Origin of the sequence: Drancourtella massiliensis (assembly GCF_016900655.1) — a bacterium.
Lineage (GTDB): Bacteria > Bacillota > Clostridia > Lachnospirales > Lachnospiraceae > Sellimonas > Sellimonas catena.
The window spans coordinates 1-3,818 of the sequence record NZ_JACJKH010000053.1; the positions used below are offsets into that span (position 1 = coordinate 1).

Sequence of the window (3,818 nt, forward strand, 5' to 3'; positions counted from 1 at the left end):
AGTCTTCAGGAAATCTTAAAGCTCAGCGATGAGCAATTGACAGCTTTTACTGCTGATTTTGAAGCAAGACTACCGAAATATCTGCGTAACGCACTCCATCCAGAGTCTATAGGAGCATAAATCACTATTTTGTTAGCTGAAATATTGAATTTTCAAGGTGCAAAGCCCATTTTAAGTATGGGAAGTCTTAGTTAGATATATCTGAATTTTCAATCGTGGAAAAACCAGAAACACACTATCTTGTAACTGTACCTATATCGCATGACACACCTTTTGAGCAAGAGATAGAATTGGTGGTAACAGAAACAAAGAAATACCAGTTGAGGCGTTTGCATGACGCTTCTTATGGCGCCATACTGCCGGTAGAAAACCTGTATTGCGGCAATCTTAACGGCTATTCGGCCCTTTATATTGAGTTACCGTTTCCTACACACCGAAAGGGGCTTCATGTTCAACCAAAAGGAAAATATCTAAGGGCTTTTTGCAAAGGAGATTGGAACAATTTACCCGGACGTTATACGGAAATTCTCGCCTATGCAAAGGAAAACAATCTGCAATTTTGCGGTTCTGCATATGAAAAAGGTATCAACGAGCTTGTCATTGATACCTAAGACGATTATATCACTCAAATTGAGATACCCATTAAAACGGAATAGTGCGGGCTACTGTCTTTCCAGCAATGTTTCCCGAGCATACGACAGGCAAAATTAAAGTCCTTGCTCTCAAGATATTGAACGGCCTCTTCTGCTGTTTTGACAAAATGGGCGCCTTCTTCTGCTTCTTTGAAGCTCAGCACAACAACCTCCAGGTTTTCAAATACATCTTTCATAAAAAGAACCTTTGGAAAGCATGGCATCCATGGCAGTAACCCTTATTTGTTCCGGTGTGTCCGGAATGCTCGACTCCCCTCGTTGATATTGACAACCCTCCCCTTAAATGCTAATATTTTTCTGGTAAAAATGCCTCTAAAAAGGGGCGTGGTTCTCCGCGCCGGAAAGGATCAATTGTCATGAATACTCTAAAGAAAATATATTGCAGGACGTTTCAGACCGGATTAAAGATTGCCCTTCCGTTCCTGCCTTACCGGACACCAAAGGTCGTTGGAAGCGTGACTGTCCTGCCGGAAGTGATCCGCAGAAAAAACTGCAGTAAAGTCCTGATCATCACAGATGCGGGCATCCGTAAGCTTGACCTGACGGTACGTCTGGAAAAGGCGCTGGATCGTGATGGGATTCCCTACTGTATCTACGATAAAACCGTAGCCAATCCTACTACTGTGAATGTGTCCGAGGCCATCGATCTTTATAAAACAGAAGGCTGTGACTGTATTATCGGGTTCGGCGGTGGTTCCAGTATGGACTGCGCCAAGGCAGTCGGAGCCTGCATCGCCAAACCAAAGCAGACGCTTGCAAAAATGAAGGGAATTCTGAAAGTCCACAAAAAGCTGCCGCTTCTGATGGCTGTTCCGACTACTGCCGGTACCGGAAGTGAGACGACGCTGGCTGCAGTGATCACGGATGCCCAGACGCGCCACAAATATGCGATCAACGATTTTCCGCTGATCCCGCGGTATGCGGTTCTGGATCCGAAAGTCACGTTAAGTCTGCCTCCATTTATCACCGCAACTACCGGTATGGACGCTCTGACCCATGCTGTGGAAGCATATATTGGAAATTCCACTACTTACGGGACACGCAAAGACGCTCTTATGGCTGTTAAACTGATTTTTGAAAACATTGATACGGTATATGAAGATGGAAGCAACGTGGAGGCACGGCGTAACATGCTGCGGGCTTCTTTCTATGCCGGATGTGCATTTACCAAATCCTATGTAGGATATGTCCATGCCATTGCCCATTCTCTTGGCGGGGAATACAATGTACCACATGGTCTTGCAAATGCAGTCATTCTTCCAATGGTGTTAAAGGCCTATGGCGAAACGATTCATAAGAAACTTGCACGTCTGGCTGTCGCCGCCGGTCTGGCCGACAAGGACACGCCTTGTGACGAGGCCGCCGAACGCTTTATTTCGGCCATTCAGGATATGAAAAAGAGATTTGGCATCGGTGATTATATTCCGGAAATCCGGGAAACCGATGTTCCTAAGCTGGCGCATTACGCCGACAAGGAGGCCAATCCGCTCTATCCGGTTCCGGTACTGATGAATGCGGCAGAGCTTGAGACCTTTTACTATATGCTGATGCCTGAGCCGGCAGATTCAGCAGAAGATTTTGAAGAATCAAATGAACCTGTTGTTGAGGAAGGAGTGACAAAACATGACGGAACAGGAAATTAAAGACCTTGTTACCAGACAGAGGAAATACTTTCAAACCGGAGCGACACTCCCGGTCAGTGCGCGGACTGCTGCACTTCGCAAACTATATGCTGCCATCTCTTCCAATGAAAAAGAAATTCATAACGCACTGAAAAAAGATCTTGGAAAAAGCGCGTTTGAAAGCTACATGTGTGAAACCGGACTCGTTCTGGAGGAAATCAGCTACATGCTGAAACATGTACAACGGTTTGCAGGCGAAAAGAGAGTTCGTACTCCGCTGGCTCAGTTTCATTCCAGAAGTTATCAGAAACCGTCACCTTACGGTGTTGTACTCATTATGAGCCCATGGAATTATCCGTTTATGCTGACGCTGTCCCCGCTGGTGGATGCCCTTGCTGCAGGAAATACCGCTGTCGTAAAACCAAGCGCCTATTCTCCGTACACAAGCGAAGCGCTTCAAACCATCCTGTCGCAGTGTTTTGATCCTCAGTATGTGTCTGTTGTAACCGGAGGCCGGGCTGAGAATACCTGTCTTTTGAAGGAACATTTTGACTATATTTTCTTTACCGGAAGTCAGGCCGTTGGAAAAGAGGTTATGCGAAACGCGGCAGAACATCTGACGCCTGTCACCTTAGAGCTGGGTGGAAAGAGCCCGTGTATTGTAGACAAGACTGCCGATATCAAACTGGCAGCAAGACGAATTGTCTTCGGAAAATATCTGAACTGTGGACAGACCTGTGTTGCACCGGACTATATTTACTGCCACCGTGCCGTTAAGGACAGACTGATCAAAGAAGTGCAAAAGCAGATTCAAAAGCAGTATGGAAAACAGCCGCTTCGGAATCCAAATTACGGTAAAATCATCAACGAAAAACATTTTGACCGGATTCTTGGGCTGATTGACGAGAAAAAGGTTGTGCATGGTGGAAACTTCGATCGGAAAACACTCCGCATCGAGCCTACGGTTCTGGATCATGTGACCTTTCAGGATGCAGTCATGCAGGAGGAAATCTTCGGACCTCTCATGCCGGTTCTGACATTTGACAACCTGGATGACGTGATCCGTAAAATCAATTCCATGCCTCATCCGCTGGCGCTGTACTTCTTTACTTCCGACAAAGCGGCGGCAAAAAAAGTGACTTCCCGCTGCGGATTCGGCGGAGGCTGCATCAATGATACGATCATCCATCTTGCCACTACCGAAATGGGATTTGGAGGATTTGGTGAAAGCGGCATGGGCGCTTACCATGGAAAGATCGGCTTTGACACCTTCTCCCACTATAAGAGTATCGTAGATAAGAAAACATGGATTGACCTGCCGATGCGTTATCAGCCATACCAGAAGCTGCATGAAAAAATGGTACGCTTCTTCCTGAAATAGCCTTTTCGGAAACAAGATTTAAAATCACAACACTTTTTCTATATTCAAAAGGGGCTATCGGGAAATAGATAGTCCAAATCAGGGGCAGATGTGACTCATACGAGTCACATCTGCCCCTGAACTTTATCCTCTAAAAAGAGAAAAAGATGGCTAACGACAACC

4 protein-coding genes are annotated in these 3,818 nt (G+C 46.0%); 3 read left to right on the plus strand and 1 reads right to left on the minus strand.

Going from position 1 to position 3,818, the window contains the following annotated elements; genetic code table 11:
* Positions 1-215 precede the first annotated feature (215 nt).
* The gene (locus H6A32_RS15535; RefSeq protein ID WP_204864792.1) at positions 216-611 is read left to right on the plus strand and encodes a hypothetical protein; all 396 of its coding nucleotides are present in this window, start codon (positions 216-218) and stop codon (positions 609-611) included.
* Between the two features lie 14 nt (positions 612-625).
* On the opposite strand, the gene H6A32_RS15540 is transcribed toward H6A32_RS15535, so the two are convergent.
* Positions 626-829, minus strand: coding sequence for a hypothetical protein (locus tag H6A32_RS15540; RefSeq protein ID WP_138373997.1), 204 nt, complete (start codon positions 827-829; stop codon positions 626-628).
* A gap of 180 nt (positions 830-1,009) precedes the next feature.
* Between H6A32_RS15540 and H6A32_RS15545 the strand changes: the two genes are divergently transcribed.
* Both H6A32_RS15545 and H6A32_RS15550 read left to right on the plus strand, forming a co-directional pair.
* Positions 1,010-2,296 (plus strand): iron-containing alcohol dehydrogenase, encoded by a 1,287-nt coding sequence (locus H6A32_RS15545; RefSeq protein WP_204864793.1) that lies wholly within the window; start codon positions 1,010-1,012, stop codon positions 2,294-2,296.
* The gene (locus H6A32_RS15550) at positions 2,277-3,656 is read left to right on the plus strand and encodes an aldehyde dehydrogenase (protein WP_204864794.1); all 1,380 of its coding nucleotides are present in this window, start codon (positions 2,277-2,279) and stop codon (positions 3,654-3,656) included. Before H6A32_RS15545 ends, H6A32_RS15550 begins: the two co-directional genes overlap by 20 nt.
* Positions 3,657-3,818: the final 162 nt, after the last annotated feature.

Bases quoted from the DNA above. Each gene is read 5' to 3' on its own strand.
- H6A32_RS15540 (WP_138373997.1), bottom strand. From the start codon at position 829: ATGAAAGATGTATTTGAAAACCTGGAGGTTGTTGTGCTGAGCTTCAAA.
- H6A32_RS15545 (WP_204864793.1), top strand. From the start codon at position 1,010: ATGAATACTCTAAAGAAAATATATTGCAGGACGTTTCAGACCGGATTA.
- H6A32_RS15550 (WP_204864794.1), top strand. From the start codon at position 2,277: ATGACGGAACAGGAAATTAAAGACCTTGTTACCAGACAGAGGAAATAC.